The 26,606-nt window shown below is 67.2% G+C and carries 39 protein-coding genes and 1 pseudogene; 3 read left to right on the top strand and 37 right to left on the bottom strand.

Annotated features, from left to right (window positions below; genetic code table 11):
• Positions 1-111: 111 nt before the first annotated feature.
• A pseudogene (locus tag AX669_RS12095) lies at positions 112-1,013 on the top strand (malate dehydrogenase); the annotation flags it as partial.
• 212 nt (positions 1,014-1,225) lie between these two features.
• Here AX669_RS12095 and AX669_RS12090 read toward each other — a convergent pair.
• The 4 genes from AX669_RS12090 to rplM form a co-directional block, all read right to left on the bottom strand.
• Complete coding sequence (locus AX669_RS12090; RefSeq protein ID WP_062258627.1) at positions 1,226-2,410, bottom strand: aminotransferase class I/II-fold pyridoxal phosphate-dependent enzyme; 1,185 nt, start codon at positions 2,408-2,410, stop codon at positions 1,226-1,228.
• Positions 2,411-2,572: 162 nt separating this feature from the next.
• Positions 2,573-3,928 (bottom strand): phosphoglucosamine mutase, encoded by a 1,356-nt coding sequence (gene glmM / locus AX669_RS12085; protein ID WP_062258625.1) that lies wholly within the window; start codon positions 3,926-3,928, stop codon positions 2,573-2,575.
• A gap of 115 nt (positions 3,929-4,043) precedes the next feature.
• Positions 4,044-4,553: a 30S ribosomal protein S9 gene (gene rpsI / locus AX669_RS12080; RefSeq protein WP_006946115.1), complete on the bottom strand. Its 510-nt coding sequence runs from the start codon at positions 4,551-4,553 to the stop codon at positions 4,044-4,046.
• A 31-nt stretch (positions 4,554-4,584) separates the two neighbouring features.
• On the bottom strand, positions 4,585-5,034 hold the full coding sequence (rplM, locus tag AX669_RS12075; RefSeq protein ID WP_006946227.1) for a 50S ribosomal protein L13: 450 nt from the start codon (positions 5,032-5,034) through the stop codon (positions 4,585-4,587).
• Between the two features lie 285 nt (positions 5,035-5,319).
• Here rplM and AX669_RS12070 point away from each other — a divergent pair, with 285 nt between their 5' ends.
• A complete protein-coding gene (locus AX669_RS12070; RefSeq protein WP_038567131.1) occupies positions 5,320-5,889 on the top strand; it encodes a helix-turn-helix domain-containing protein in 570 nt (189 codons plus the stop codon).
• Between the two features lie 135 nt (positions 5,890-6,024).
• On the opposite strand, the gene truA is transcribed toward AX669_RS12070, so the two are convergent.
• The 33 genes from truA to AX669_RS11905 all read right to left on the bottom strand — a co-directional run bounded on the left by truA (position 6,025) and on the right by AX669_RS11905 (position 25,524).
• Positions 6,025-6,873: a tRNA pseudouridine(38-40) synthase TruA gene (gene truA, locus AX669_RS12065; protein ID WP_062258666.1), complete on the bottom strand. Its 849-nt coding sequence runs from the start codon at positions 6,871-6,873 to the stop codon at positions 6,025-6,027.
• A gap of 91 nt (positions 6,874-6,964) precedes the next feature.
• Positions 6,965-7,480: a 50S ribosomal protein L17 gene (rplQ, locus tag AX669_RS12060; RefSeq protein WP_062258623.1), complete on the bottom strand. Its 516-nt coding sequence runs from the start codon at positions 7,478-7,480 to the stop codon at positions 6,965-6,967.
• Between the two features lie 78 nt (positions 7,481-7,558).
• A complete protein-coding gene (locus tag AX669_RS12055; RefSeq protein WP_006946192.1) occupies positions 7,559-8,578 on the bottom strand; it encodes a DNA-directed RNA polymerase subunit alpha in 1,020 nt (339 codons plus the stop codon).
• Positions 8,579-8,733: 155 nt separating this feature from the next.
• Positions 8,734-9,342 carry a 30S ribosomal protein S4 gene (rpsD, locus tag AX669_RS12050; RefSeq protein WP_006946058.1) on the bottom strand — a complete coding sequence of 203 codons (609 nt, stop codon included), beginning with the start codon at positions 9,340-9,342 and terminating at the stop codon, positions 8,734-8,736.
• Between the two features lie 44 nt (positions 9,343-9,386).
• Entirely contained in the window at positions 9,387-9,794 is a 408-nt protein-coding gene (rpsK, locus tag AX669_RS12045; protein ID WP_006946182.1) for a 30S ribosomal protein S11, read from the bottom strand.
• 65 nt (positions 9,795-9,859) lie between these two features.
• Positions 9,860-10,234 (bottom strand): 30S ribosomal protein S13, encoded by a 375-nt coding sequence (gene rpsM, locus AX669_RS12040; RefSeq protein ID WP_006946278.1) that lies wholly within the window; start codon positions 10,232-10,234, stop codon positions 9,860-9,862.
• Positions 10,235-10,500: 266 nt separating this feature from the next.
• Positions 10,501-10,614: a 50S ribosomal protein L36 gene (rpmJ, locus tag AX669_RS12035; RefSeq protein ID WP_006592630.1), complete on the bottom strand. Its 114-nt coding sequence runs from the start codon at positions 10,612-10,614 to the stop codon at positions 10,501-10,503.
• An 88-nt stretch (positions 10,615-10,702) separates the two neighbouring features.
• Positions 10,703-10,924, bottom strand: coding sequence for a translation initiation factor IF-1 (gene infA / locus AX669_RS12030; RefSeq protein ID WP_006946284.1), 222 nt, complete (start codon positions 10,922-10,924; stop codon positions 10,703-10,705).
• Positions 10,925-11,141: 217 nt separating this feature from the next.
• Entirely contained in the window at positions 11,142-12,092 is a 951-nt protein-coding gene (locus AX669_RS12025; protein ID WP_062258621.1) for a M24 family metallopeptidase, read from the bottom strand.
• Positions 12,092-12,670: an adenylate kinase gene (locus AX669_RS12020; protein WP_038567119.1), complete on the bottom strand. Its 579-nt coding sequence runs from the start codon at positions 12,668-12,670 to the stop codon at positions 12,092-12,094. The genes AX669_RS12025 and AX669_RS12020 overlap by 1 nt, the downstream gene beginning before the upstream one ends.
• Complete coding sequence (secY, locus tag AX669_RS12015) at positions 12,670-13,983, bottom strand: preprotein translocase subunit SecY (protein WP_006946158.1); 1,314 nt, start codon at positions 13,981-13,983, stop codon at positions 12,670-12,672. The genes AX669_RS12020 and secY overlap by 1 nt, the downstream gene beginning before the upstream one ends.
• Before the next feature lie 197 nt (positions 13,984-14,180).
• Positions 14,181-14,645: a 50S ribosomal protein L15 gene (gene rplO / locus AX669_RS12010; RefSeq protein ID WP_006946289.1), complete on the bottom strand. Its 465-nt coding sequence runs from the start codon at positions 14,643-14,645 to the stop codon at positions 14,181-14,183.
• Positions 14,646-14,647: 2 nt separating this feature from the next.
• Positions 14,648-14,830, bottom strand: a complete 183-nt coding sequence (gene rpmD / locus AX669_RS12005) for a 50S ribosomal protein L30 (protein ID WP_038567114.1) — start codon at positions 14,828-14,830, stop codon at positions 14,648-14,650.
• On the bottom strand, positions 14,830-15,477 hold the full coding sequence (rpsE, locus tag AX669_RS12000; protein ID WP_062258619.1) for a 30S ribosomal protein S5: 648 nt from the start codon (positions 15,475-15,477) through the stop codon (positions 14,830-14,832). Before rpsE ends, rpmD begins: the two co-directional genes overlap by 1 nt.
• Positions 15,478-15,514: 37 nt before the next feature.
• Positions 15,515-15,889: a 50S ribosomal protein L18 gene (rplR, locus tag AX669_RS11995; RefSeq protein WP_006946162.1), complete on the bottom strand. Its 375-nt coding sequence runs from the start codon at positions 15,887-15,889 to the stop codon at positions 15,515-15,517.
• A gap of 3 nt (positions 15,890-15,892) precedes the next feature.
• Positions 15,893-16,432 (bottom strand): 50S ribosomal protein L6, encoded by a 540-nt coding sequence (gene rplF / locus AX669_RS11990; RefSeq protein ID WP_006946061.1) that lies wholly within the window; start codon positions 16,430-16,432, stop codon positions 15,893-15,895.
• A gap of 23 nt (positions 16,433-16,455) precedes the next feature.
• Positions 16,456-16,854, bottom strand: a complete 399-nt coding sequence (rpsH, locus tag AX669_RS11985) for a 30S ribosomal protein S8 (RefSeq protein ID WP_006946236.1) — start codon at positions 16,852-16,854, stop codon at positions 16,456-16,458.
• Positions 16,855-16,945: 91 nt separating this feature from the next.
• Positions 16,946-17,131 (bottom strand): type Z 30S ribosomal protein S14, encoded by a 186-nt coding sequence (locus tag AX669_RS11980; RefSeq protein ID WP_006946078.1) that lies wholly within the window; start codon positions 17,129-17,131, stop codon positions 16,946-16,948.
• Positions 17,132-17,133: 2 nt separating this feature from the next.
• Entirely contained in the window at positions 17,134-17,697 is a 564-nt protein-coding gene (gene rplE / locus AX669_RS11975) for a 50S ribosomal protein L5 (RefSeq protein WP_006946222.1), read from the bottom strand.
• Positions 17,697-18,059, bottom strand: coding sequence for a 50S ribosomal protein L24 (rplX, locus tag AX669_RS11970; RefSeq protein ID WP_006946282.1), 363 nt, complete (start codon positions 18,057-18,059; stop codon positions 17,697-17,699). Before rplX ends, rplE begins: the two co-directional genes overlap by 1 nt.
• A 3-nt stretch (positions 18,060-18,062) precedes the next feature.
• Entirely contained in the window at positions 18,063-18,431 is a 369-nt protein-coding gene (gene rplN / locus AX669_RS11965) for a 50S ribosomal protein L14 (protein WP_006946197.1), read from the bottom strand.
• Positions 18,432-18,619: 188 nt separating this feature from the next.
• Positions 18,620-18,910: a 30S ribosomal protein S17 gene (gene rpsQ / locus AX669_RS11960; RefSeq protein WP_038567110.1), complete on the bottom strand. Its 291-nt coding sequence runs from the start codon at positions 18,908-18,910 to the stop codon at positions 18,620-18,622.
• Between the two features lie 2 nt (positions 18,911-18,912).
• Positions 18,913-19,149 carry a 50S ribosomal protein L29 gene (gene rpmC / locus AX669_RS11955; RefSeq protein WP_006946167.1) on the bottom strand — a complete coding sequence of 79 codons (237 nt, stop codon included), beginning with the start codon at positions 19,147-19,149 and terminating at the stop codon, positions 18,913-18,915.
• Positions 19,149-19,568: a 50S ribosomal protein L16 gene (gene rplP, locus AX669_RS11950; protein ID WP_006946267.1), complete on the bottom strand. Its 420-nt coding sequence runs from the start codon at positions 19,566-19,568 to the stop codon at positions 19,149-19,151. The genes rpmC and rplP overlap by 1 nt, the downstream gene beginning before the upstream one ends.
• Positions 19,568-20,395 carry a 30S ribosomal protein S3 gene (gene rpsC / locus AX669_RS11945; RefSeq protein ID WP_006946142.1) on the bottom strand — a complete coding sequence of 276 codons (828 nt, stop codon included), beginning with the start codon at positions 20,393-20,395 and terminating at the stop codon, positions 19,568-19,570. The genes rplP and rpsC overlap by 1 nt, the downstream gene beginning before the upstream one ends.
• Positions 20,395-20,763: a 50S ribosomal protein L22 gene (gene rplV, locus AX669_RS11940; protein WP_006946292.1), complete on the bottom strand. Its 369-nt coding sequence runs from the start codon at positions 20,761-20,763 to the stop codon at positions 20,395-20,397. Before rplV ends, rpsC begins: the two co-directional genes overlap by 1 nt.
• A 46-nt stretch (positions 20,764-20,809) precedes the next feature.
• The gene (rpsS, locus tag AX669_RS11935) at positions 20,810-21,091 is read right to left on the bottom strand and encodes a 30S ribosomal protein S19 (RefSeq protein WP_006946113.1); all 282 of its coding nucleotides are present in this window, start codon (positions 21,089-21,091) and stop codon (positions 20,810-20,812) included.
• A gap of 15 nt (positions 21,092-21,106) precedes the next feature.
• Positions 21,107-21,943: a 50S ribosomal protein L2 gene (rplB, locus tag AX669_RS11930; protein WP_006946059.1), complete on the bottom strand. Its 837-nt coding sequence runs from the start codon at positions 21,941-21,943 to the stop codon at positions 21,107-21,109.
• A 51-nt stretch (positions 21,944-21,994) separates the two neighbouring features.
• Positions 21,995-22,294 (bottom strand): 50S ribosomal protein L23, encoded by a 300-nt coding sequence (rplW, locus tag AX669_RS11925; protein WP_006946188.1) that lies wholly within the window; start codon positions 22,292-22,294, stop codon positions 21,995-21,997.
• Positions 22,291-22,935 (bottom strand): 50S ribosomal protein L4, encoded by a 645-nt coding sequence (gene rplD, locus AX669_RS11920; protein ID WP_006946139.1) that lies wholly within the window; start codon positions 22,933-22,935, stop codon positions 22,291-22,293. The genes rplW and rplD overlap by 4 nt, the downstream gene beginning before the upstream one ends.
• Before the next feature lie 2 nt (positions 22,936-22,937).
• Positions 22,938-23,594 (bottom strand): 50S ribosomal protein L3, encoded by a 657-nt coding sequence (gene rplC / locus AX669_RS11915; RefSeq protein WP_038567101.1) that lies wholly within the window; start codon positions 23,592-23,594, stop codon positions 22,938-22,940.
• Positions 23,595-23,609: 15 nt separating this feature from the next.
• Entirely contained in the window at positions 23,610-23,918 is a 309-nt protein-coding gene (gene rpsJ, locus AX669_RS11910) for a 30S ribosomal protein S10 (protein WP_006946210.1), read from the bottom strand.
• A gap of 337 nt (positions 23,919-24,255) precedes the next feature.
• Positions 24,256-25,524: an aminotransferase gene (locus AX669_RS11905; RefSeq protein ID WP_062258617.1), complete on the bottom strand. Its 1,269-nt coding sequence runs from the start codon at positions 25,522-25,524 to the stop codon at positions 24,256-24,258.
• A 208-nt stretch (positions 25,525-25,732) separates the two neighbouring features.
• On the opposite strand from AX669_RS11905, the gene AX669_RS11900 reads away from it, so the two are divergent.
• Positions 25,733-26,587, top strand: coding sequence for a hypothetical protein (locus tag AX669_RS11900; RefSeq protein WP_131940629.1), 855 nt, complete (start codon positions 25,733-25,735; stop codon positions 26,585-26,587).
• Positions 26,588-26,606: the final 19 nt, after the last annotated feature.

The raw sequence follows: 26,606 nt of genomic DNA, 5'->3' as shown, positions 1-26,606 counted from the left end.
CCGAGGCATGCAAACTCGGGACGTTCGCCCCTCCCGCGCCCCCACCCCCAGGGCTATCGTCGACGGTGAATCGAGGCACTCATCCGATCCTCGCCGACGAAATGAGCTGACATGCCCAAGCCCGCCGTTCGCGTCGCCGTCAGCGGAGCCGCCGGCGCCATCGGTTACAGCCTCCCCTTCCGCATCGCCGCGGGTGAACTGCTCGGCCCCGACCAGCCCGTCGAGCTGCGCCTGCTCGAGGTCGACGAAGCGCTCGGCAAGCTGGAGGGCACCGTCATGGAGCTGCAGGACTGCGCGTTCCCGCTGCTCGCGGGCATGGAGACCGGCTCCGACGCGCGCCGCATGTTCGACGGCGTCAGTCACGCGCTGCTCGTCGGCGCGAAGCCGCGCGGGCCGGGCATGGAGCGCGGCGACCTGCTCGAGGTCAACGGCCGCATCTTCGGCCCGCAGGGAGAGGCGCTCAACGACGCTGCCGCCGATGACGTGCAGGTCACCGTCACCGGCAACCCGGCGAACACGAACTGCCTCATCGCGATGCATGCGGCACGTGACATCCCGAACGAACGCTTCAGCGCGCTGACGCGCCTCGACCAGAACCGCGCCGTCGCGCAGCTCGCCACGAAGACGGGTGCGAGCGTCACCGACATCCACGACGTCATCATCTGGGGCAACCACAGCGCGACGCAGTACCCGGACGTCACGCACGCGACGATCCACGGCCGTGCCGCGCGCCTCGAGGTGGGCGATGACGCCTGGCTCAACGACGTCTTCATCCGACGGTCGCGAAGCGCGGCGCCGCGATCATCGACGCCCGAGGCGCGTCGTCAGCGGCGAGCGCCGCGAGCGCGACGATCGATCACGCCCGCGACTGGGCTCTCGGCACCGGCCGGATCGTCTCCATGGCCGTGCCGTCGGACGGCTCCTACGGCGTGCCCGAGGGGCTCGTGTCGAGCTTCCCCGTCACCGTCACAGAGCGCGCCTGGCGGATCGTTCCCGATCTCACGATCGACGAGTTCAGCCGCGCCCGCATCGACGCGAGCGTCGCCGAGCTCGAGAGCGAGCGCGACGCCGTCCGCGCACTCGGGCTCATCTGAGCCCAGCGACTCGCGGCGGCGCGTCAGGAGACCAGGGGGTTCCTGACGCGCCGACGTGCATCCCACGAACAGTACGACCGGGGCCGTCTGACGTAGCCGGCACGACTGGTGAACCGCAGGACGTCACAGCGTCATGACGAGCTACCGACGAACCTCACCATCCGGTCGAACGCCTCGTCGAGCTCATCGCTCGCGACAGCGAGGCTCATCCGCATGAACCGGTGCCCGTCGACGGGGTCGAAGTCGATCCCGGGGGTGATGGCGACGCCCGTCGCGGCGAGCACGTCGGCGCACCAGCGCGCGGAGTCGTCGGTGAGGTGCGCGACGTCGCACCAGGCGTAGAACGCGCCGTCCGGTGGCGCGTAGGTCGTCACCCCGATCTCGGGAAGGCGCCGCTGCACCAACTCACGATTGCGCCGGTACGTCTCGACGTGCTCCTCCAGCTCACCGCGTGCCGCCTCGCCGAGGGCCGCGAGCGCCGCATGCTGTGACACGGCCGGCGGGCAGATCGTGAGATTCGAGGCGAGGATGGCGACGCGTCGGCGCAGGTGCGCGGGCACGAGCATCCACCCGACGCGCCAACCCGTCATCGAGAAGAACTTCGACACCGAACCGATGACGGCGCCCTGGCGCGACGTCTGCCACGCGCTCGACGTCGCGCGCCCGAACGAGATGCCGTGGTAGATCTCGTCGCTGACGAGCAGCACGCCGTGCGCGTCGCACCAGCGCGCGATGGCTGCGAGTTCGTCCGCGTCGATGATCGTGCCCGTCGGGTTGGCGGGGCTCGCGACGACGAGCCCCTTCGGCGCGGCGCCGCGCGCGACACGTTCCGCCTCGAGCATCGCGACGGTGGGTTGGTAGCGCACCTCGGCGCCGCACGCGAGCTCCACGACGGACGTCCCCAGCGCCCGCAGCGTATTGCGGTAGGCGGGGTAGCCCGGGCGGGTCATCCACACCTCGTCGCCGCCGTCGAACGCAGCGAGGAACAGCAGCGTGAACGCGCCCGACGACCCGGTCGTGACGACGACGTCGTCAGCACTCACGTCGTCGACGCCGAGGTCGCGGTGATACGCGGCGATCGCCTCACGCAGCGGCCGGATGCCGACCGTCTCGGTGTACCCGAGCGCATCGGCCTCGATCGCCGCGACGGCCGCCTCCCGGGCTGCGCGCGGCGCGCCCGTCGAGGGCTGGCCGGCGCACAGGCTGATGACGTCGGCGTGCGTAAGCTGACGTTCCGCTGCCGCGGCGAGCACCTCCATGACGTGGAACGGCTCGACGTCGCTGCGTCGACTCGGCTGGGCGGCTGGCAGGCTCATGCCTGCCACTGTGACACACCCCGCACGCGTGACGGCCGTCGGCGCTGTCCGTCAGCTCCCGTCGACAGCTCGTCGGGCCACCACACGACTGGGAGGCACACGACTGCGCCCAGATGCACCCGGGTGCATCTGGGCGCAGGACGAAAGCGCGCAGCCGGCAGATCAGTCGATCGACAGCTCGCGCTTGACGACGTCGGCGAGGTGCGTCGCGACGGCCTGCGCGCGTTCGGCGGTGTCGGCCTCGACCATGACGCGCACGACCGGTTCGGTGCCCGACTTGCGCAGCAGCACGCGCCCGGCGCCGGCGAGGTCGCTCTCGGCGGCGCGCACGGCGGCCTGCACGCCGTCGTGCGAATCGACGGCCGACTTGTCGACGCCCTTGACGTTGATGAGCTTCTGCGGCATCCGCTGCATGACGGCGCCGAGCTGGGCGAGCGAGCGCCCACTCGAGGCAGCGCGGGCAGCGAGGAGCAGGCCCGTGAGCACGCCGTCACCGGTCGTGCCGTGGTCGAGTGCGATGACGTGCCCGGACTGCTCGCCCCCGAGCGAGTACGACCCGCGGCGCATCTCCTCGAGCACGTAGCGGTCGCCGACACCGGTCTGCTTGACGTTGATGCCCTCGCGCTCCATCGCCTTGATCATGCCGAGGTTGCTCATGACCGTCGCGACGAGCGTGTCCTCGGCGAGCACGCCGCGCTCCTTGAGGTCGAGCGCGAGGATCGCCATGATCTGGTCGCCGTCGACCACCTCACCCGTTCCGTCGACGGCGAGGCAGCGGTCCGCGTCACCGTCGAAGGCCACACCGAAGTCGGCTCCATTCGCGACGACCGCTTCCTGCAGCTTCTCCAGGTGCGTCGAGCCGTAGCCGTCGTTGATGTTGAGCCCGTCCGGCGTCGCACCGATGACGACGACGTCCGCGCCCGCGCGGCGGAACACCTCGGGCCCGACGACGGAGGCCGCGCCGTGCGCGCAGTCGACGACGATCTTGAGGCCCTCGAGGCGGTGCGGAAGCGCGCCGAGCAGGTGACCGATGTACTTCTCACCGCCCTCGGCGTAGGGATGCACACGACCGACCGACGCACCCGTCGGACGCTCGTACTCCTCATGCAGGTGCGCCTCGATCGCGTCCTCGAGCGCGTCGGGCAGCTTGTGGCCGCCGCGGCTGAAGAACTTGATGCCGTTGTCGGGCATCGCGTTGTGCGAGGCCGACAGCATCGCGCCGAGGTCGGCGTTCATCGTCGCCGTCAGGTAGGCGATGGCCGGCGTCGGCAGCACGCCCGCGTCGTAGACGTCGACGCCCGCGCTCGCGAGCCCGGCGACGGTGGCCGCACCGAGGAACTCCCCCGACGCGCGCGGGTCGCGTCCGACGACGGCGACAGGACGCTCGTGATCGGCCGAGACCTCCCCGGCCTCGACGAGTACCCGTGCTGCTGCGACGGACAGCCCGAGTGCGAGCTCTGCCGTGACGTCCTGGTTGGCGACGCCACGCACACCGTCAGTGCCGAACATGCGGCCCATGTGCCCCTCCTGAGGTCTTCGGAATCTCTCTCCACAATACGCGGCGGTACGCGAATCGCTCCGCACCCGGCGCGTGGGCCGGATACGGAGCGATTCGAGCAGTGCAGCGCGTGGATCAGCGCTTGCTGAACTGCGACGCCTTGCGGGCCTTCTTGAGACCGGCCTTCTTGCGCTCCGGAACGCGTGCGTCACGCGTGAGGAAGCCGGCCTTCTTGAGGATCGGACGGTTCAGCTCTTCGTCGACGCCGTTCAGCGAACGGGCGACGCCGAGGCGAACGGCACCGGCCTGGCCCGAGGGGCCACCGCCGTGCACGCGCACGAGGACGTCGTACGCACCGTCCAGCTCGAGCACCGTGAGGGGCTCGTTGACGATCTGCTGGTGCACCTTGTTCGGGAAGTACTCCTCGAGGGTGCGGCCGTTGATCTTCCACTCGCCCGTACCGGGGACGATGCGGACGCGGGCGATGGCCTGCTTGCGGCGGCCGGTCGCGGCGCCGGGCGCGGAAGCGGACGGGCGACGAACCTCGCCGTTCTCGCCGACGGGGCCGGTCGACTCGCTCGTGTATTCGGTCAGCTGCGGCTCGTCCGTCTCGAGGACGTCGAGCTCAACGTTCTGGTCTGCCACGGTTCTCCTAAGAATTCAGCAGCGCGCGCGATTACTGCGCGACCTGGGTGATCTCGAACGGCTTGGGCTGCTGCGCGGCGTGCGGGTGCTCGGCACCGCGGTACACCTTGAGCTTGGCGATCTGGGCGCGGCCCAGCTTCGTCTTGGGCAGCATGCCTCGGACGGCCTTCTCGACGGCCTTCTCCGGGTCCTTCGCCATGAGCTCCGTGTAGGAGGTCGAGGTCAGACCGCCGGGGAAGCCCGAGTGACGGTAGGCCTTCTTCTTCTCGAGCTTGGCGCCGGTGAGGGCGACCTTGTCGGCGTTGATGATGATGACGAAGTCACCGGTGTCGATGTGCGGCGCAAACGTGGGCTTGTGCTTGCCACGCAGCAGCGATGCAGTCTGGGACGCGAGGCGACCCAGAACGACGTCGGTGGCGTCGATGACGTGCCAGGTGCGGTCAGCCTGAGCCGACTCCTGGTTGGGGGTGAACGTACGCACGGTCGTTCCCTTCGTTCTGTCGTTGACGATGGGCGGCCACTTCGTGCGCGCTCACCGCCCGGGCGACAGCCCGCATGCGACCAGCTGCGACGAAGCAACAGTCATCCAGTCTACGGCAGATGCACACCCGGTCGAAATCGTGCAGTCATGACGTATCCCCTTGCGCCGCAATGTCTTTCACGGATCGCCACACCCGTCGATCGACGCGCTCCGGGTCGATCGCACAACTATTGTGCAAAATGGACGCCTCCGTCGTCGCGCCATCGACTCCGGTAGCCTCACGCCATGAACACGGCCGCGGGCAGCGACCCCTACCGCGTCATCGCCCATCCGATGCGTTCGCGCATCCTCGCGCACCTGCGTCTGCACGGCGGTTCGACGTCTGCCGAACTGGCCCGAGCCCTCGGCACGCACACCGGGGCGACGAGCTACCACGTGCGCGTGCTCGAGAGCGCAGGCCTGGTCGAAGACACCGGGCTCGGCAACGCGAAAACGCGCGTCTGGGCTCTCGTCGACGAATCGGACGACACCGATGACGCGAACGCCGGTGATGCCCTCGAGTTCCTCGACGACGCCGACGCCGAAGACGCGCGCTGGCTCGAGCACGACTTCATCACGCACGTCAGTGAGCGCGCCCACGCCTGGGTCGACGAGCAGGACGCCTGGCCCTACGTGTGGCAGGACGAGTGCCGCGCGTTCGACTCCCCCGTCCTCGTGAGCGAGGAGCAGATGAGCGCTCTGCGCTCCGAGATGGAGGCGCTTCTTGCGCGGTATCGCCGAGCCGGCGCAGGCACCCCGGGTGCGCGACGGGTCGCCGTCACCGTCGTCCCGCTGCCGTTGCCGAACGTCACGTGAGCACCGGCCCAGGCGAGCTCCATGACCGGCCGATGAATTCGAGCGAACGGGCCGAATCCACGCGTCCTGACACTCGCGTCCGGCCACTCCGCTCGTATTCGCCGCGCTGACGTCGAGCCAGCGGTCGCGACGCGGTCAGGTTGCCCCATCGAGGTCAGCCGCCGAACGCATGACGCGCGACGCCGCATCGCGCGCCGCGAACTGATCGGGGCTCGGGTAGCTGACCTCCTCGAGGCACAGCCCGTGCGGCGGCATGACGACGACGCCCGGGTCGCGTCGCCCCGCCGTCAGCAACTGCGCGGGCCAGTCGATCGGGCGACGCCCCTCCCCCACCGGCACGACGCCGCCGATGAGGGCCCGCACCATCGAGTGGCAGAACGCGTCGGCCTCCAACCGCGCGGTGAGCACGCCGTCCGCCTCGCGCGTCCACGCGTAGTCGAGCAGCGTGCGGATCGTCGTCGCACCCTCGCGGGGCTTGCAGTAGGCCGCGAAGTCGTGCAACCCGACGAGCAGGGCCGACGCGGCGTTCATCGCGTCGACGTCCAGGTTTCGTTTGACGACGACGGTGTCGCGCCGACGAAGCGGGTCGAGGCGCGCCGCATCGTCGAGCAGGCGATAGCTGTAGCGGCGCTTCAGCGCCGAGAAGCGAGCATCGAAACTTGCGGGCTGCTCACTGGCGGCCTTGACGACGACGTCCCCCGCCAGGACGCCGTTGAGGCGCGTGACGAGCGCCTGCGCGGGCGCACGCTCGCTTCGCCCCGGCAGCGCAGCCCACGCGTCGGCGTCGATGTCGCCGTGGCACACCCCACCGCGCGCGTGGACGCCGGCGTCGGTGCGCCCGGCCACCGTCAGCCGGACGTCGTCGCGGCGCAGGACGCGCGTGAGCGCACCCGTCAGTTCTCCCTCGACAGTGCGACGTCCGGGCTGGCGGGCCCACCCCGAGAAGTCGGTGCCGTCGTAGGCGAAGTCGATCCTGAAACGCATGCCGCCCAACCTATCCCGCGAACTCGACCACGGACGCGACGATGCCCGCCTCCCCCGAGGGGGGAAGCGGGCATCGTGCGTGACAGGTCGATCAGGCGTCGCCGTCAGCCTTCGAGGCACCGCCGGACGTCTCCGTCGCGGCAGGGGTCACGGGCGTGACGTCCGCTGCCGGAGCGGCCGCAGCGTCTTCCTTGACCGCGCGCTTCGTGGCGGCCTCGGCCTCCTTGACCGTCGACTGCTTCGCGGAGTAGGCCTCGCGAACCAGTTCGATGACGACCATGGGGGCGTTGTCGCCCTTGCGCGGCGCGATCTTGGTGATGCGCGTGTAGCCGCCGGGACGCTCGGCCATGTCGGGTGCGATCTCCGTGAAGAGACGGTGCACGGCCGACTTGTCCGAGATCTTGCGCATCACGCGTCGACGCGAGGCGAGGTCGCCGCGCTTGCCGAACGAGATGAGGCGCTCGGCGTACGGACGCAGGCGCTTGGCCTTCGCCTCCGTCGTCGTGACGCGGTCGTGGGTGAACAGCTGAGTGGCCATGTTGGCCATGATCAGCCGCTCGTGCGACGGGCTGCCGCCGACGCGGGCGCCCTTCGTGGGGGTAGGCATGTTTTCTCCTTGGTCTACCGGTCAGCTGCGAGAATGCTCAACTCAGCGAGCAGGCTCACCGCTGTACCGAAAAGCTGCTCAGTACTGCTCGTCCTCGGCGAGGTCCGCGCCGTCGGCGTCCTCGTCGTAGCGGTCGGCGATGACGCTGGCGTCGAACCCGGGCGGGCTGTCCTTCAGCTGAAGGCCCATGTCGCGCAGCTTGTCGGCGACCTCGTGGATCGACTTCGAACCGAAGTTGCGAATGTCGAGCAGGTCGGCCTCGCTGCGGGACACGAGTTCACCCACGGTGTGGATGCCCTCGCGCTTGAGGCAGTTGTAGGAGCGGACGGTGAGGTCGAGGTCCTCGATCGGCAGAGCGAGGTCCTCGGCGAGCGCTGCGTCGGTCGGGGACGGACCCATGTCGATGCCCTCGGCCTCGACGTTGAGCTCACGCGCGAGACCGAACAGCTCGACGAGCGTGGAGCCGGCCGAAGCCATGGCGTCACGCGGGGCCATCGAGTTCTTCGTCTCGACGTCGACGATGAGCTTGTCGAAGTCGGTGCGCTGCTCGACACGCGTGGCCTCGACCTTGTAGGTCACGGCCAGCACCGGCGAGTAGATGGAGTCGACCGGGATGCGGCCGATCTCCTGCTCCGCCGACTTGTTCAGCGCCGCCGAGACGTAGCCGCGGCCGCGCTCGACCGTCAGCTCCATCTCGATGCTGCCCTTGTCGTTCAGCGTCGCGATCTCGAGGTCGGGGTTGTGCACCTCGACACCGGCCGGGGGCGCGATGTCAGCAGCGGTGACGACACCCGCGCCCTGCTTGCGCAGGTACATCACGACGGGCTCGTCGTGCTCCGAGGAGACGACCAGACCCTTGATGTTGAGGATGACCTCGGTGACGTCTTCCTTGACGCCGGGGATCGTCGAGAACTCGTGCTGGACGCCGTCGATGCGGATGCTGGTGACGGCGGCACCCGGGATGCTCGAGAGCAGGGTGCGGCGGAGCGAGTTGCCGAGCGTGTAGCCGAAACCCGGCTCCAGGGGCTCGATGACGAACCGCGAACGGCTCTCGGAAACCACGTCCTCGGAGAGCGTGGGGCGCTGTGCGATGAGCACTCTCTTTGTCCTTTCCTACGGCGACCACTATTTGACGCCGGGTGAACGAGCAGGAATCGAGTCCTGCGCCGGTGCGAGCTCTGTCTCTCGGACCGGCAGGTGGAAGGTGGCGCCTCACGCGGCGCGAAGCGCCACCTTCCGATGCGAAGCTCGGATCAGTTCTTCGAGTAGAGCTCGACGATGAGCTGCTCGGTGAGCTGGCTGTCGATCTGCTCGCGCGTCGGGAGCTGGTGGATCAGCACCTGCAGCGTGCCCGGGACGACGTGCAGCCACGCCGGAACGGGACGCTCGCCGAACGTCTCGCGAGCGAGCTGGATCGGGAACGCCTCGCGCGACTTCTCACGGACCGTGATGATGTCGTACTGCTCGACGCGGTAGGACGGGACGTCGACGCGCACGCCGTTGACCTCGAAGTGACCGTGCGTGACGAGCTGGCGAGCAGCGCGACGCGTGCGGGCGAGGCCGGCGCGGTAGATGACGTTGTCGAGGCGGGACTCGAGGATGATGAGCAGGTTCTCACCGGTCTTGCCGGGGCGGCGCGCCGCCTCCTTGTAGTACCGGACGAACTGCTTCTCCATGACGCCGTAGGTGAAGCGGGCCTTCTGCTTCTCCTGCAGCTGGTGGAGGTACTCCTTCTCCTGGATTCGACCGCGGCCGTGCTGGCCGGGCGGGAAGGGGCGCATCTCGAAGTTCTTGTCACCACCGACGAGGTCGGTCTTGAGTCGACGCGACTTCTTGGTGATCGGGCCGGTGTAACGGGCCATGTGGGGTGTCTCCTAGTTCGTCTTCGTTCGCGGTGTCTGGGTGATCAGACGCGGCGACGCTTGGGCGGGCGGACGCCGTTGTGCGGCGTGGGCGTGACATCGCTGATCGCGCCGACCTCGAGGCCGGTCGCGGTGAGCGAGCGGATGGCGGTCTCACGACCGGAACCCGGGCCCTTGACGAAGACGTCGACCTTGCGCATGCCGTGGTCCATGGCACGACGCGCAGCGGCCTCGGCGGCCATCTGCGCTGCGTAGGGGGTCGACTTGCGGGAGCCCTTGAAGCCGACCTGGCCGGCGGACGCCCACGAGATCACGGCACCGGTGGGGTCCGTGATGGAAACGATGGTGTTGTTGAACGTGCTCTTGATGTGGGCCTGGCCCGCAGCAACGTTCTTCTTCTCCTTGCGGCGCACCTTCTTGGCGCCCGCGGCCATACGGCTCTTGGGAGGCATAGTTCGAATCTCCTGTTTCGACGCTCAGTTGAGGAAGTAGTCGTGATCAGCCGAAGCTGCTCGACTCACTTGGCCTTCTTCTTGCCGGCCACGGTGCGCTTCGGGCCCTTGCGGGTACGAGCGTTCGTCTTGGTGCGCTGACCGTGCACGGGCAGGCCACGGCGGTGGCGCAGACCCTCGTAGCTTCCGATCTCCACCTTGCGGCGGATGTCGGCGGCGATCTCACGGCGCAGGTCACCTTCGAGGCGGAAGCTTGCCTCGAGGTGGTCACGCAGCTTGACGAGTTCTTCCTCGGTGAGGTCGCGGACGCGCGTGTCCGGGTTGACGCCGGTCGCGGCCAGCGTCTCCTGGGCACGGGTACGCCCGACGCCGAAGATGTAGGTGAGGCCGACCTCGACGCGCTTCTCGCGCGGCAGGTCGACACCGATGAGACGTGCCATGTGTTCTCCTGATCATGAGCGGAGGTCTGGGGCAGCACCGTTCCCGCTATGGCGTGAGCCTCGATGCTCGTGATGAGCGGTGGGACTCGCGGGTCCTCGGCCTCCGCGCCGAGGGTGACGTCCACTGGCGTGTCTCTGGATCAGATCGCTCTGAGAGATCTCGACGATTCATCCTGTCGGATCCTCGTCAGAGCCCAGTGGGGCCGGGTGCTGCAGTTTCATGTGTTGCGTCCTGGTGAAGACGCTGTGAGCTGGTGCTCGGTGGATCAGCCCTGGCGCTGCTTGTGGCGCAGGTTCTCGCAGATCACCATGACTCGGCCGTTGCGGCGAATCACCTTGCACTTGTCACAGATCTTCTTGACGCTCGGCTGAACCTTCATCTGCCTGCTGTCTTGTCGATCGCGCTCTCGACACACCGACACGCTGCGACCATGCGGACGCAGCGCGGGGAGCGAGAACTGGGTTGAATCAGCGGTAACGGAAGACGATACGGCCGCGGGTCAGGTCATAGGGCGAGAGCTCGACGACGACCCGGTCCTCGGGGAGGATCCGGATGTAGTGCTGACGCATCTTGCCCGAGATGTGAGCGAGAACCTTGTGACCGTTCGTGAGCTCGACCCGGAACATCGCGTTCGGGAGAGCCTCGACGATCGTGCCCTCGATCTCGATGACACCGTCCTTCTTGGCCATAGCCTCCGCATTTCGCTGCACGAAACCGTCCCGGATGGACGGAATCTGTTGGCCGGCCTACCCGGTCGCGTGACGCTGAGCGCCACATACCACGACAGACCGTCCCTCAGTCTACGAGACGCGCTCGGCTTCCCCAAATCGCCTCGACCCGCCTCCGTTCCGATGAGAGGGGCTCGAGCGTTGGGGGACCCGGACGGCGTCGCGTCCGCGTGGGCCCTCAGTCGTCCAGGCCGCCGTACAACCCGAGCGGCTCGAGACGCGAACGTCCGCCGTCCTGCGCCGTCAGCACCCACAGGCCCTTCTCCGTCACCGCCACGGTGTGCTCGAAATGCGCGGCGAGGGAGCCGTCGTCGGTCTTGACGGTCCAGCCATCGTCGAGCTCATGCGTCTCGTACGTGCCGAGCGTGACCATCGGCTCGACGGCGACGACGAGACCAGGCTTCACCTTGGGGAGCCGCTCGTTGACGTACTCGTTGTAGACCGTTGGATCTTGGTGCAACTCACGACCCACACCGTGGCCCGTGTAGCCGTCGACGATCTCGAAGCTGGGCATCTCCGGCGGCAACCCTGCGAGGCGCTCCGGAGCGTTGAACTCCTCGAGCAGGTCTTGTACGCCCTCACCGACGTCGTTGAGGCGCTCGCCCACCTGAAGCGCCTCGATGCCGGCCCACATCGACGCCTCGGTCGCGAGCACGAGAGCGCGGCGCGGGTCGCCCTGCGCCCACGCCACGACACCCTCTCGTCTGATCGCCGGCTCATCACCCGCGTGACGCGCCGCCACGCGCGGCGCCGAGCTCGCGTCGTCCCTCGCCGCCCCGACGACGAACGTCAACGCCGAGTCGCCGTGCCACCCGTCGACGATCGCTCCGCAGTCGAGCGAGACGACGTCGCCGTCTTGCAGCACGCGCTCCCCCGGGATGCCATGGACCACCTCGTCGTTGACGGAGATGCACAGCGTCGCCGGAAAGCCGTTGTACCCGAGGAACGACGGCGTCGCACCGCGTTCGAGCATGTGGGCGTGGGCGATGGCGTCGACGTCCTTCGTCGTCATGCCCGCGCGCGTTCCGAGTGCCGACGCGCGAAGCGCCGAGCCGGTCACGAGACCGGCCCGGCGCATCGCGCGGATGTCGTCACTCGACTTGAGATCCAGTCGGGTGCGTCCGAACATCAGTTCTTCGCCGCGACCTCGTCGAGTGCCGCGCCGATCCGCGCCTCGACCTCGTCGATCGAGCCCATGCCGTCGACCTGGACGAGGAGGCCACGCTCGGTGTAGGCGGCGGCCAGCGGCGCCGTCTCGCGCACGTAGAGCTCCTGACGCTCGCGGATGACCTCTTCGGTGTCGTCCGCACGGCCCGACGTCTCGGCGCGCTTGAGCAGGCGCTGCACGAGCTCCTCGCCATCGACGGTGAGTTCCAGGGCCGCGTCGAGGGCCTGGCCCTTCGCCGCGAGCATCTCCTCGAGCGCGACGACCTGGCCCGCGGTGCGCGGGTATCCGTCGAGCAGGAAGCCGTTCGCGGCGTCCTTCTCGTCGAGGCGGTTCTTGACGATCTCGTTCGTGATCTCGTCCGTCACGTACCCACCGGAGGCCAGGATGTCCTTGACCTTGAGGCCGAGCTCGGTCTCGTTCTTGATGTTGGCGCGGAAGATATCGCCGGTCGAGATGTGCGGGATGCCCCGGCTTTGGGCCAGACGCTCCGCCTGCGTTCCCTTGCCTGCCCCGGGGGGTCCGAGAATGATGAGTCGCATTACCGCAAGAACCCTTCGTAGTTGTGCTGTTGCAGCTTGGAGTCGACCTGCTTGACGGTCTCCAGACCCACGCCGACGAGGATGAGAATGGACGCACCACCGAACGGAACGTTCTGGTTCGCGTCGAAGAGCGCCAGCGCGATCAGGGGTAGCAGCGCGAGGAACGCGATGTAGATCGCGCCGACGGTGGTGATGCGCGTCAGGACGTAGTTGAGGTACTTGGCCGTCGCGGAGCCGGCGCGAACGCCCGGAATGAAGCTGCCGGCCTGCTTGAGGTTGTCCGCCACCTCGTCGGGCTGGTAGGTGATCGACACGTAGAAGAACGTGAAGAACAGGATCAGGACCGTGTAGATCGCCATGTAGACGGGGTGGTCGCCGCGCGCCAGGTAGGTGTTGATCCACTGCGCCCAACCGGGCGGATTCGTCTTGTTCGCCGCGAACTGCGAAACCATGACGGGCAGGGAGAGCAAGGACGTCGCGAAGATGATCGGGATGACGTTGGCCATGTTGACCTTCAGCGGGATGTACGTCGTCGTCCCGCCGTAGGAGCGACGTCCGACCATGCGCTTCGCGTATTGGACGGGGATGCGTCGCTGGCTGTTCTCCACGAAAACGACGGCGGTCGTCACGGCCAAGCACATGATGACCACGGCGATGAAACGCCCCCAGCCCTGGTTGTGGATCGCCCACAGACTCTGGGGCACGCGAGCGGCAACGGCGGTCAGGATGAGCAGCGACATACCGTTGCCGATACCCCGTTCCGTCACCTGCTCACCGAGCCACATGATGAGGCCGGTGCCGGCCGTCAGGGTCAGAATCATGAGCAGGACGGTCGGGATCGAGTCGTCCGTCATGATCGTCGAACACGTGGTCGGGCTACCACCGAGAATCGTCCACGGGCTACGAGCGGCGGTGATGAGCGTCGAACTCTGCAGGAGCGCTAGCGCGATCGCGAGATAGCGGGTGTACTGCGTCATCTTCGCCTGCCCGCTCTGGCCCTCCTTCTTGAGGGTCTCGAAACGCGGGATGACGACCGTCAACAACTGAATGATGATCGACGCGGTGATGTAGGGCATGATGCCGAGCGCGAAGATCGACAGCTGGAGCAGCGCGCCACCTGAGAACAGGTTCGCGAGCCCGAGGAGGCTGTTCGAACCACCGGCCGCGGCCTGACACTTGGCCACGAGATCGAAGCTGATCCCCGGCGTCGGAATGTGCGAACCGAGCCGGAACAACGCCATGATGGCCAGCGTGAACAGGATCTTGTTGCGCAGTTCGGGCGTCCGGAAGGCGCGTCCAAAACTGGTCAGCACAAAAACCTCCTGAGCCGTGACGCGTCACGGCTGAATACGTAAAGGGCTTGCCGGGTGGCCCCGACGACGGCGTCGCACCCGACGCGGGCGACCACCATCAACGAATAGACGATACCCTCCCCCGCGTCCCGACGACGAAAGAACCCCGCCGGGAGCACCACATCGTGGCACCCCGGCGGGGTCCTGTCTCAGACGCGTCACTCAGCGGTGACGGAACCGCCTGCGGCCTCGATCTTGTCCTTGGCCGTGGCCGAGAACTTCTGCGCCGTGACGTTCACCTTGACGGTGATGTCGCCAGTGCCGAGCACCTTGACGGGCTGGCCCTTGCGGACGGCACCCTTCTCCACGAGCGCCGCGACGTCGACGTCGCCGCCCTCGGGGAACAAGGTGGAGATCTTGTCCAGGTTCACGACCTGGTACTCGACCTTGAACGGGTTCTTGAAGCCGCGGAGCTTGGGCAGACGCATGTGCAGCGGCGTCTGACCACCCTCGAAGCGAGCGGGAACCTGGTAGCGAGCCTTCGTACCCTTGGTACCACGACCCGCGGTCTTGCCCTTGGAGCCCTCACCGCGACCCACACGGGTCTTCGCGGTCTTGGCACCCGGGGCGGGACGCAGGTTGTGGATCTTCAGGGCCGACCCGTTGGCCTTGGTGTCAGGCATTTTCAGTCAACCTCCTCGACGGTCACGAGGTGCGCGACCGCGCGGACCATGCCCCGAAACTCGGGGCGGTCCTCCTTGACGACCGTGTGGCCGATGCGCTTGAGGCCCAGCGAACGCAGGGTCTCACGGTGCTGCGGCTTGCCACCGATCTCGGAACGGATCTGGGTCACCTTGAGCTGAGCCATCACGCACCTGCCTTCTCGGCCATCGCGTGCTGCATCGCAGCGGGGACGACGTCGTCGATCGGCAGGCCACGGCGAGCGGCCACGGCCTCCGGACGCTCGAGACCCTGGAGGGCCGCGACCGTCGCGTGGACGATGTTGATCGAGTTGTCGGAGCCCAGGGACTTCGACAGCACGTCGTGGATGCCCGCGCACTCGAGGACGGCGCGCACCGGACCACCGGCGATGACACCGGTACCGGGCGATGCCGGCTTCAGCAGGACGACGCCCGCCGCAGCCTCACCCTGAACGGGGTGCGGGATCGTGCCCTGGATGCGGGGGACGCGGAAGAAGTTCTTCTTCGCCTCCTCGACACCCTTGGCGATGGCCGCGGGAACTTCCTTGGCCTTGCCGTAGCCGACACCGACGGTGCCGTCACCGTCACCGACGACGACGAGGGCGGTGAAGCTGAAGCGACGACCACCCTTGACGACCTTGGCGACACGGTTGATGGTGACGACGTTCTCGACGTACTGGTTGCGCTCTTCCTCGCGACCGCGGCCGCGGCCGCCGTCACGACGACCGCCATCGCGGCGGTTGTCACGCTGGTTGTTGTCGCGCTCGCCGCCCGTCTGGGCGGTACCGGCGCCTCGACGCTGGGGTCCAGCCATCAGACATTCCTCTTCTCGGCGTTGTTCTGGTTGGTCATCACAGGCTCAGGCCACCTTCGCGGGCGCCGTCGGCGATCGCGGCGACGCGGCCGGCGTAGCGGTTGCCGCCACGGTCGAACACGACTGCCTCGATGCCCTGGGCCTTCGCACGCTCGGCCACGAGTTCGCCGACCTTGCGGGCCTTGGCGGACTTGTCACCCTCGAACGTGCGCAGGTCGGCTTCCATGGTGGACGCGGACGCGACGGTCTTGCCGACCGTGTCGTCGACGACCTGGACGAAGACGTGACGGCTGGAACGCGAGACGACCAGGCGCGGGCGAACCGCGGTCCCCGTGACCTTCTTGCGCAGGCGCAGGTGACGACGGCCGCGAGCTGCGGACTTGCTCGTCGAACGCTTGACGATCTTTGCCATGGCTTACTTACCAGCCTTTCCGACCTTGCGGCGGATGTGCTCGCCTTCGTAGCGGACACCCTTCGCCTTGTACGGGTCGGGCTTGCGCAGCTTGCGGATGTTGGCCGAGACCTCACCGACGAGCTGCTTGTCGATACCGGAGACCGAGAAGCGGGTCGGGTTCTCGACCACGAACGTGATGCCCTCGGGGGCCTTCACGAGGATCGGGTGCGAGTAGCCGAGCGCGAACTCGAGGTCGCTGCCCTTCGCCGTCACGCGGTAACCCGTGCCGTGGATCTCGAGCTTCTTGGTGTAGCCGTCGGTGACACCGACGACCATGTTGTTGATCAGGCTCCGCGTCAGTCCGTGACGGGCGCGCGCGTCGCGCTCGTCGTTGGGTCGCGTCACCTCGACGGATCCGTCCTCGCCCTTGGCGACGGTGATCGGCGCGGGAACCGTCAGGTCAAGGCTGCCCTTGGGGCCCTTAACCGTGACGTCCTGGCCGTCGATGGTCACCTCGACACCGGACGGGACAGGAACCGGGAGACGTCCAATACGTGACATCTGTTTCTCCTCCTAATTCCTGATTACCAGACGTAGGCGAGGACTTCCCCGCCAACACCCTTGGCCGCCGCCTGCTTGTCGGTGAGCAGACCGGAGGACGTGGAAAGAATGGCAATGCCGAGGCCACCGAGAACCTTGGGGAGGTTGGTGGACTTGGCGTAGACGCGAAGGCCGGGCTTCGAGACGCGGCGCACTCCGGCGATGGAGCGCTCACGGTTCGGGCCGTACTTCAGGTTGATCGTGAGCGTCTGGCCGACGCGGGCTTCTTCGACGGTCCAGCCGGCGATGTAACCCTCGCGTTCAAGAATCTCAGCGATGTGGGACTTCAGCTTCGAGAACGGCATGGACGTCGAGTCGTGGTGCGCCGAGTTGGCGTTCCGGACTCGCGTCAACATGTCCGCGATCGGGTCGGTCATGGTCATTGGGCTTCTCCGCCCTTCCTCACCGGGGTTTCAACCCGCGTGTGTTGGGTCGACCTACGGTGTAGAACGAACTAATGAAAGTGGTGGGTTCTTACCAGCTGGACTTGGTCACGCCCGGCAGTTCGCCGGCGTGTGCCATCTCGCGCAAGCAGATGCGGCACAGGCCGAACTTGCGGTAGACCGAGTGCGGGCGGCCGCAGCGCTGGCAGCGCGTGTAGCCACGAACCTTGAACTTCGGCTTGGCGTTCGCCTTGTTGATCAGTGCGGTCTTCGCCATCGTCACTTCTCCTTGAACGGGAATCCGAGGGCGCGCAGCAGGGCGCGGCCTTCGTCGTCGTTCGCGGCGGTCGTCACGACGGTGATGTCCATGCCGCGGACGCGGTCGATCTTGTCCTGGTCGATCTCGTGGAACATCGACTGCTCGTTCAGACCGAACGTGTAGTTGCCGTTGCCGTCGAACTGCTTCGGCGACAGGCCGCGGAAGTCGCGGATACGCGGCAGCGCAACCGAAACGAGGCGGTCGAGGAACTCCCACATGCGGTCGCCGCGCAGCGTGACGTGCGCGCCGATCGGCATGCCCTCACGCAGCTTGAACTGGGCGATCGACTTGCGTGCCTTGGTGACAGCCGGCTTCTGGCCGGTGATGGCCTCGAGGTCGCGGATGGCGCCCTCGATCAGCTTGCTGTCCTTCGCGGCGTCGCCGACACCCATGTTGACGACGACCTTGACGACACCCGGAACCTGCATCGCGTTGGCGAAGTTGAACTCGCCCTGCAGCTGGCCCTTGATCTCGTCCTGGTAGCGCGTCTTCAGACGCGGGGTGGTCTTCGTGGTCTCAGACATCACAGGTCCTTACCGGAACGCACGGACACGCGGGTACGCACGGTCTTGGTCTTGCCGTCGCGCTCGACCTGCTCGACGCGGGTGCGCACACGGGTGGGCTTGTTCGTCTCCGGGTCGACGAGGGCCACGTTCGAGACGTGGATCGGCGCCTCGACGACCGTGAGGCCGCCGGTGCCCGCACCGGGCTGACCGGCCTTGACGTGCTTCGTGACGCGGTTGATGCCCTCGACGAGGACACGCTGCGTCTCCGGGAACACGGCGATGACCTTGCCCTGCTTGCCCTTGTCGCCGCCATTCTTCTCGGAACGGCCGCTGATGACCTGGACGAGGTCGTTCTTCTTGATCTTCATCTTGGCCACCATGGTTCAGAGCACCTCCGGGGCAAGCGAAATGATCTTCATGAACTTCTTGTCGCGCAGTTCACGGCCGACGGGGCCGAAGATGCGCGTACCACGCGGGTCGCCGTCACCCTTGAGGATGACTGCCGCGTTCTCGTCGAAGCGGATGTAGGAGCCGTCTGCACGACGGCGCTCCTTCTTGGTGCGAACGATGACGGCCTTGACGACGTCACCCTTCTTGACATTGCCACCGGGGATGGCGTCCTTGACGGTGGCCACGATGGTGTCACCGATGCCGGCGTACCGGCGGCCAGAACCGCCGAGCACGCGGATGCACAGGATCTCCTTGGCACCGGTGTTGTCGGCGACACGAAGTCGCGACTCCTGCTGAATCACAGTTTCTACTCCTGTCGTCTCACTGGTTCTCGCCCGATCTGAGCGAGCCTTGCGGAACGTTTAATGGTCTCACACCGATCGGCGCACGCGAAAACCGGGAGAGTCCCCCGCGCCGGTGGGGCGACGACGAGATCGCCGCCCCACCGATGACGGGCGTGGACTTCCCGGCTACGCGCGTGCCTCGCGGCTTACTTGGCGCGCTCGAGGATCTCGACGACGCGCCAACGCTTCGTTGCCGAGAGCGGGCGGGTCTCCATGATGAGAACGCGGTCGCCGATGCCGGCGCTGTTGTTCTCGTCGTGGGCCTTCACCTTGCTGCTGCGGCGCATGACCTTGCCGTACAGGGCGTGCTTGACGCGGTCCTCGACCTCGACGACGACGGTCTTGTCCATCTTGTCGCTGACGACGTAACCCTGACGCGTCTTGCGGTAGTTGCGCTCTGCCTGCTCGGTCACAGCGGTCTCCTGCTTGTCAGTCATGGTCAGCCAACCTTCTCATCACGGCCGATGTTGAGCTCGCGCTCACGCATCTCCGTGTAGATGCGCGCGATGTCCGTGCGAACGGAACGCAGACGGGCCGAGCTCTCGAGCTGGCCGGTGGCCGACTGGAAGCGCAGGTTGAAGAGTTCCTTCTTCGCCTCTGCGAGCTTCTGCGTCAGCACCTCGTCCGTCATCTCGCGCAGTGCCTTCGGCTGCAGGTCTTCCGAACCCTTGGCCATCAGATGTCACCACCTTCACGCGCGACGAAGCGGCACTTCATCGGCAGCTTGTGCATCGCGAGACGCATGGCCTCGCGCGCAACCTCTTCGGACACACCGTTGACCTCGAACATGACGCGGCCCGGCTTGACGTTGGCGACCCACCACTCCGGCGAACCCTTACCGGAACCCATGCGGGTCTCGGCGGGCTTCTTCGTCAGCGGACGGTCCGGGTAGATGTTGATCCACACCTTTCCGCCACGCTTCATGTAGCGGGTCATCGCGATACGAGCGGACTCGATCTGACGGTTCGTGACGTAAGCCGGCTCGAGAGCCTGGATGCCGTAGTCACCGAACGTGACCTGCGTGCCGCCCTTGGCGGTGCCGCTGCGCTTCGGGTGGTGCTGCTTGCGGTGCTTCACTCGACGGGGAATGAGCATCAGGCTTCGCCTCCCTCAGTCTTGGCGGGCTCGGTGACCTCGGTCGTCGTCTCGCTGGTGACAGCGGTCTGCTCGGCGCGCTGGCCACGACCGCGCCCGCGCTCACCACGGTCGCCGCGCGGGCCGTCGTTGCGGCGGCCACGGGCCGGACGCTGCGGGGCGGCGGCCTGCTCACGAGCGAGCTCCTTGGCCGTCAGGTCGCCCTTGTAGATCCAGACCTTGACACCGATGCGGCCGAACGTCGTACGCGCCTCGTAGAAGCCGTAGTCGATGTTGGCGCGCAGCGTGTGCAGCGGCACACGACCTTCGCGGTAGAACTCCGAGCGCGACATCTCGGCGCCGCCGAGACGACCGGAGCACTGGACACGGATGCCCTTGGCGCCGGCGCGCTGCGCGGACATGATGCCCTTGCGCATCGCACGACGGAAGGACACGCGCGCCGAGAGCTGCTCGGCGATGCCCTGCGCGACGAGCTGAGCGTCGGCCTCGGGGTTCTTGACCTCGAGGATGTTCAGCTGAACCTGCTTGCCCGTGAGCTTCTCAAGGCGCGAGCGGAGGCGGTCGGCCTCGGCGCCGCGGCGGCCGATGACGATGCCCGGACGCGCCGTGTGGATGTCGACGCGAACACGGTCACGCGTGCGCTCGATGTCGACGCGTGCGATACCGGCGCGCTCCATGCCCTCGGACAGGAGCTTGCGGATCGCGACGTCTTCCTTGACGTAGTCGCTGTAGCGCTGGCCCGGCTTCGTCGAGTCGGCGAACCAGCGGCTCTTGTGCTCGGTCGTGATGCCGAGGCGGAAACCGTTCGGGTTGATCTTCTGACCCATCAGCGGTTACCTCCCTTCGAGTCGCGCTCGCCCACAACGATGGTGATGTGGCTCGTGCGCTTGAGGATGCGGCTCGCGCGGCCCTGGGCACGCGGGCGGAATCGCTTCATGGTCGGACCTTCGTCGACGAACGCGGTCGTGACGACCAGTGCGTTCTCGTCGAAGGGTGCGGAGTTCTTGTCCGCCGTGAAACGCGCGTTCGCAATGGCGCTGTTGAGCGTCTTGAGAACGGGCTCGCTGGCAGTCTGCGGAGCAAACTGCAGCAGAGCGATCGCGTCAGCGGCCTGCTTGCCACGGATCATGTCCACGACGCGGCGGGCCTTCATCGGCGTCACGCGGACGTGCCGCGCCTGCGCCTTGGCTTCCATCGCTGTCCCTTTACTTTCGTTCGTCATGTTGGGTTACCCCGCCGCGTCAGCGACGGCGACCCTTCTTGTCGTCCTTCTCGTGACCCTTGAAGGTACGAGTGGGAGCGAACTCACCCAACTTGTGGCCGACCATGCTCTCGGTCACGAAGACCGGAACGTGCTTGCGACCGTCGTGGACGGCCAGGGTGTGGCCGAGCATGTCCGGGGTGATCATCGAGCGGCGCGACCACGTCTTGATGACGCTCTGCGTGCCGGCTTCGTTCTGGGCATCGACCTTCTTCGCGAGGTGCTCGTCGACGAAGGGGCCCTTCTTGAGGCTACGAGGCATTTCGAAAGGCTCCTATCAGCGCTTCTTGCCAGTACGACGGCGACGCACGATGAGCTTGTCGCTGTCCTTGTTCGGGCGGCGGGTGCGGCCTTCCTTCTGGCCCCACGGGCTCACCGGGTTACGACCACCGGAGGTCTTGCCCTCACCACCACCGTGCGGGTGGTCCACCGGGTTCATCGCGACACCACGGACGGTCGGGCGCTTGCCCTTCCAGCGCATGCGGCCGGCCTTGCCCCAGTTGATGTTGCTCTGCTCGGCGTTGCCCACCTCACCGATCGTCGCGCGGCAGCGGACGTCGACGTTGCGGATCTCACCGGAGGGCATGCGCAGCTGGGCGTAGGGGCCGTCCTTCGCGACGAGCTGGACGCGAACACCCGCGGAACGGGCGATCTTCGCGCCGCCACCGGGGCGCAGCTCGACACAGTGGATGACGGTACCGACGGGGATGTTACGCATCGGCAGGTTGTTGCCGGGCTTGATGTCGGCCTCGGGACCGTTCTCGATGCGGTCGCCCTGCTTCAGCTTGTTCGGCGCGATGATGTAGCGCTTCTCGCCGTCGGCGTAGTGCAGCAGCGCGATGCGGGCGGTGCGGTTGGGGTCGTACTCGATGTGAGCGACCTTGGCCGGGATGCCGTCCTTGTCCGCGCGGCGGAAGTCGATCACACGGTAGGCGCGCTTGTGGCCACCACCGATGTGACGGGTCGTGATACGTCCGGAGGCGTTGCGGCCACCGGTCTTGGTCAGGGGGCGCACCAGCGACTTCTCGGGCGTGGAGCGAGTGATCTCGACGAAGTCGGCCACACTCGAGCCACGACGACCGGGGGTCGTGGGCTTGTACTTGCGAATAGCCATGGGTCTAAGTCGTCCTCAGTCTTGGATTGATTCGGCGATCGTCATCGAGGGTCAGGAGGCCTGACCGAAGATGTCGATGTTGCCTTCCGTGAGCGAGACGATGGCGCGCTTGGTGTCCTTGCGCTTGCCCATGCCGAAACGTGTACGGCGCGTCTTGCCCTTGCGGTTCAGCGTGTGCACCGATGCGACCTTGACGTCGAAGATCTGCTCGATGGCGATCTTGATCTCCGTCTTGTTCGCACGCGGGTCCACGATGAACGTGTACTTGCCCTCGTCGAGGAGTGCGTAGGACTTCTCCGAGACGACGGGCTGGATGATGACGTCGCGGGGGTCCTTGTTCAGGGTGCTCACTTGGTGTCCTCCGACTTCTGGCCGCCGGCGACGAATGCGTCGAACGCAGCCTTCGTGAACGCGATGTCGTCGGCGCACAGCACGTCGTACGTGTTGAGCTGGTCGCTCCAGAGCACGTGGACGTTCGGCAGGTTGCGAACGCTGAGCTCGGAGACCGAGTCCATGCGGTCGATGACGACGAGGAGGTTCTTGCGGTCCGAGAGCGTGCCGAGGAACTTCGCGGCAGCCTTCGTCGACGGCGCCTCACCGGCGACGACGGACTCGAGAACGTGGATGCGCTCGAAACGGGCGCGGTCCGAGAGGGCTCCGCGCAGGGCGGCGGCCTTCATCTTCTTGGGCGTGCGCTGGCTGTAGTCGCGCGGCTGCGGGCCGTGGACGGTGCCACCGCCGGCGAACTGCGGCGCGCGGGTCGAACCCTGACGGGCGCGACCGGTGCCCTTCTGGCGGTACGGCTTGCGCCCACCACCACGGACCTCGCCGCGGGTCTTGGTCTTGTGCGTGCCCTGACGAGCTGCGGCCAGCTGCGCCACCACGACCTGGTGGATCAGCGGGACGTTGGTGGCGACATCGAAGATGTCGGCCGGCAGTTCGACAGAACCGGACGTCTTGCCCTCGGGGCTCAGGATGTCAACGGTAGTCATGCTCAGGCTCCCTTGATGGCCGTGCGCACGAGAACGACAGCGCCCGCGGGGCCGGGAACGGCACCCTTGATGAGCAGCAGGCCCTTCTCAGCGTCCACGGCGTGGATCTGGAGGTTCTGGGTCGTCTGGCGAACGCCACCCATGCGACCGGCCATGCGCATGCCCTTGAAAACTCGACCCGGGGTGGCGCAGCCACCGATCGAACCCGGCTTGCGGTGGTTGCGGTGCGCACCGTGCGAGGCCGAGACACCGGCGAAGCCGTGACGCTTCATGACACCGGCGAAACCCTTGCCCTTGGTGCGGCCGACGACGTCGACCTTCTGGCCGGCCTCGAAAGCCTCTGCCGTCAGCTCCTGGCCGAGCGAGTACTCGCCGGCGTCGGAGGTGCGCAGTTCGGCCAGGTGGCGGCGCGGCGTGACGCCGGCCTTCTCGAAGTGGCCGGTCAGCGGCTTCGTGACCTTGCGCGGGTCGATCTGGCCGTAGCCGATCTGAACCGCGTTGTAGCCGTCGACGCCTTCGCTGCGCAGCTGCGTGACGACGCACGGGCCGACGGCGACGACGGTGACGGGGATGAGGCGGTTGTCGGCGTCCCAGACCTGGGTCATGCCGAGCTTCTCGCCGAGGAGGCCCTTCACGGGGCGCTCAGTGGTTGCAGTCATGAGTCAAACCCTCGCTTACAGCTTGATCTCGATGTTGACGTCGGCCGGGAGGTCGAGTCGCATGAGCGAGTCCACCGCCTTCGGCGTCGGGTCAACGATGTCGATGAGGCGCTTGTGCGTACGCATCTCGAAGTGCTCGCGGCTGTCCTTGTACTTGTGCGGCGACCGGATGACGCAGAAGACGTTCTTCTCCGTCGGCAGCGGCACCGGTCCAACGACCGTTGCGCCTGCACGGGTCACCGTGTCGACAATCTTGCGCGCCGAGCTGTCGATGACCTCGTGGTCATACGACTTCAGTCGGATGCGGATCTTCTGTCCCGCCATTCGCGTGAGTCTCTCTTCTCGCCGATCATGTTCGTGTCCGGCTCCCCCACCCACGCGCTCGGGCGTGTCGCGCGCCCTCCGGGCGCGATCTTCCGGCAGGAAGATCTGGAGGCTTTTCAGCCGGTGCTTGCGCTTCCCTGGACGCACGCCGTTCCATGAGAACGTGTGCACTTCGTGAGGGAAGTGCGAACAAGTGCGTTTCAGAGGCGGCAGTGCAGGTACGGACCTTCACCACGCGTCAAGCAACTTGTCCATAGTGCCAGATCGCCCCCGCCGCCTCCAAATCGGGGCGTCGGGGGCGCTGATGGCGAGGGCATAGTGCGGCGGTCGCGGCGTCTCAATCCCGCGCGTGCTCGAGCGCCGCGATGAGGACGCACAGGGCCACGCCCGCCATGGCCTCCTCGACCTCGGCCAGGGGCGGCAGGCTGGGCGCGAGCCGGATGTTCTCGTCCAACGGGTCCTTGCCGTACGGGAACGAGGCGCCTGCCGGTGTCAGGGCGATGCCCGCCTCCTTGGCGAGTTCGACGACGCGGCTCGCGGTGCCGGGCACGACGTCGAGGTTGACGAAGTAGCCGCCCTCCGGCTTGTTCCAGCGTGCGACCCCGTACTCACCCAGCCGCTCGCTGAGGGCTGCGTCGACGGCAGCGAACTTGGGCGCCATGATGGCGGCGTGCTTGCGCATGTGCTCGCGCACCCCCTCTGCGTCGCCGAAGAACTGCGCGTGGGCCAACTGGTTCACCTTGTCCGGGCCGATGGAGCCGTGCCCGAGGTTCGCCAAGTACCAGCCGACCGTCTCGCGCGAGCCGGCCAGGAACGCGACGCCGGCACCGGCGAAGGTGATCTTCGACGTGGAGGCGAACATGATCGGGCGATCGGGATGGCCCGACGCCTGGGCCAGGCTCACGATGTCGGCCGACTTCGCCTCGTTCATGCTGAGATGGTGCACGGCGTACGCGTTGTCCCAAAAAATGCGGAAATCAGGCGCGGCGGCCGGCATCGCCGCCAGCTTCGCCGCGACCTCCTGCGAGCAGATCGCGCCGGTGGGGTTGGCGTATGTCGGCACGATCCACATGCCCTTGATGCTCGGGTCGTGCGCGACGAGGTGGGCGCACTCGTCCGCGTCGGGCCCGTCCTCACGCATCGGCACGTTGATCATCTCGATGCCGAGGCTCTCGAGCAGCCCGAAGTGGCGGTCGTACCCGGGCACGGGTGCGAGGAACTTGACGCTTCCCTCCTGTGACCACGGGCGCGGCGAGCCGAGGCCGCCTCGCAGCAGGTGATAGACGAGAACGTCGTGCATCATCGTCAGGCTCGAGTTGTTGCCCGCAACGATCTGATCGACGTCGACCCCGAGCAGGTCGGCGAAGATGCTTCGGATCTCCACGAGACCGGGCAACCCCCCGTAGTTGCGGACGTCGACCCCTGACTCGTCCTTCGTCCCCTCGGGCAACGACAGTAGCGCGTTCGACAGGTCGAGCTGCGCTGACGACGGCTTGCCGCGCGTGAGATCGAGACTCAGCCCGCGCGCACGTAACTGTTCGTAGTCGGCCTGGACGCGCTTCAACAGCTCATCACGCTCGGCGCGGGTGAGGTCGGCGAGTGACACGATGTCTCCTAGGTGCTGCGGTCGGTCTTGTCACCATCCTTTCACGGCGGGCGCGTCCCCCACGGGGCCGGCGCGCTCTGGTGGTCCACATCGCGGGCTTCGTCGAACGGCCCGCTCATGAGGGCCACGGAACCGCTCGGTCGCCGGTGCCGTCACAGCCATGAACGCGTTCGAGACCACGAACGGACCCGAGGCAGAGGAGAGCACGATGAAGACCCCCCGCATGGCAGCAGCGGCCCTGACGTTCGCCGCCGCGCTGTCCCTCACGGCATGTCAGGACGAGCAGGCCGCGACCACCAAGGGCTCGGCCTCGTCCCCGACGTCGTCTGCGTCCACGGCAACGGAGTCCTCCCCCACATCGTCGTCGTCGAGTGCCGCCGAGACTTCACCCTCTTCGGCACCGCCGTCCGCCTCCGCCGGCAGTGACGCTGCGGCCGCCGGCCCCACCGGCGCCCGTCCCAAGGCACCCGAGAAGGTGACGCCGCCCGCGGGCTCCGTGATGACGAACGCGAGCGTCGTCATGGCGGGCGGATACAAATCCGAACCGAGTTCCCAGTACGCGAAGCTGTACAGCGTCTGGAAGATCGATGGCACCGGCCCCGGCGTCGCCACGATCCAGTACGAGATGCTGGACGGCGACAACAAGGTGCTCGCGACGGCTGAGAGCTCCATCAACGTGGGCAAGGGCCGCCAGATGACCAAGGTCGACAACGGCCTGAGCAAGGCGCCCGCCGGCAGCGTCAAGGTGCGCATGCGCATCACCAAGGTGGAGCCCAACCCGCACGCAGACGACATCGCGGTTTCCGATGTCAAGGTCATTCCGGACGGGTACGAAGGTTTTCGACCCCGCATCACCGGCAAATATGCGGCCGGCCCCGAGTCGCAGGTCTATGGCTTCAGCGCGGTGTGCTACGAGCGCGCGAGCGGACGTGTCGTCGTCGGCAACGGCATGGCCGACGACGGTGGCGCGAAGAGCGGTACCTTCACCCTCGATCTCGGCGCCGCCCCAAGCCACTGGCACCCCACGCAGTGCTTCGTCGGCCAGAGCGGCAGTGGTGCTTGACACCCGTCGCAGCGCACCA

The organism is Dermacoccus sp. CCH2-D9 (genome assembly GCF_001556795.1).
GTDB lineage: Bacteria > Actinomycetota > Actinomycetes > Actinomycetales > Dermatophilaceae > Dermacoccus > Dermacoccus nishinomiyaensis.
The sequence above is the reverse complement of the archived record's forward strand: the minus strand, read 5'-3'. Positions and strand labels throughout refer to the sequence as shown.